The sequence below is a fragment of the Streptococcus danieliae genome, assembly GCF_013415245.1.
Taxonomy (GTDB): domain Bacteria; phylum Bacillota; class Bacilli; order Lactobacillales; family Streptococcaceae; genus Streptococcus; species Streptococcus danieliae_A.
Genome location: NZ_JACBXX010000215.1, coordinates 1 through 1,202, shown reverse-complemented (window position 1 = coordinate 1,202; position 1,202 = coordinate 1). Strand labels below are relative to the sequence as shown.

Here is a 1,202-nt window from a genome sequence, read left to right as displayed (position 1 = left end):
ACCTTTGAAACTCCAGTAGACACTAGCCAGCCAGGCGATCAACAAGCCATGGTAGTTGTAACCTATCCAGATGGTTCTGAGGACAAAGTTCCAGTAACTGTTAAGGTTGAAGAAAATCCAACTCAGGCAGCTACTAACGAACCAGCTCCAGCTGAACAAGTTGTTAAAGTTGGTGAAACACCATCCGCAGAGAAATCAATCAGTAACCTAGCTGAGCTTCCAGTAGATACTAAGGTAGAATTTGAAACCCCAGTGGATACCAGCCAGCCAGGTGACAAGCCAGCCGTGGTTCTTGTAACCTACCCAGATGGTTCTCAAGATACAGTTCCAGTAACTGTTAAGGTTGAAGCAAATCCAACTCAAGCAGCTACTAACACACCAACTCCAGCAGAACAAGTTGTTAAAGTTGGTGAAACTCCATCAGCTGAGAAATCCATCGGTAACATGTCTGACCTTCCAGAAGGAACTAAGGTCGAGTTCGAAACTCCAGTAGATACTAGCCAACCAGGTGATCAACCAGTGACTGTAGTTGTAACCTACCCAGATGGTTCTGAGGACAAGGTTCCAGTAACTGTTAAGGTTGAAGAAAATCCAACTCAAGCAGCTACTAACGAACCAGCTCCAGTCGTGCAAACGGTTAAAGTTGGTGATCAAGTGGATCCAGCCAAGTCCATCTCAAACGTTGATGAACTACCAAAAGATGCGAAGATTACCTTCGAAACTCCAGTAGACACTAGCCAGCCAGGTGACCAACCAGCGACTGTAGTTGTAACTTACCCAGATGGTTCTGAGGATAAGGTTCCTGTAACTGTTAAGGTTGAAGAAAATCCAACTCAAGCAGCTACTAACACACCAACTCCAGCAGAACAAGTTGTTAAAGTTGGTGAGACACCATCCGCAGAGAAATCCATCGGTAACGTCGCTGAGCTTCCAGCAGGTACTAAGGTAGAGTTCGAAACCCCAGTGGATACCAGCCAGCCAGGTGACAAGCCAGTGACTGTAGTTGTGACTTACCCAGATGGTTCTCAAGACAAGGTTTCTGTAACTGTTAAGGTTGACGAAAACCCAACTCAAGCAGCTACTAACGAACCAACTCCGGCTGAACAAGTTGTTAAAGTTGGTGAAACACCATCCGCAGAGAAATCTATCAGTAACCTAGCTGAACTTCCAGAAGGAACTAAGGTTGAGTTTGAAACTCCAGT

1 protein-coding gene is annotated in these 1,202 nt (G+C 45.5%); it reads left to right on the top strand.

Annotated elements, in window-relative coordinates; genetic code table 11:
• Positions 1-1,202: Rib/alpha-like domain-containing protein (locus HZY94_RS09415; RefSeq protein ID WP_257151915.1), on the top strand; the 1,202-nt coding region annotated here is incomplete at both ends.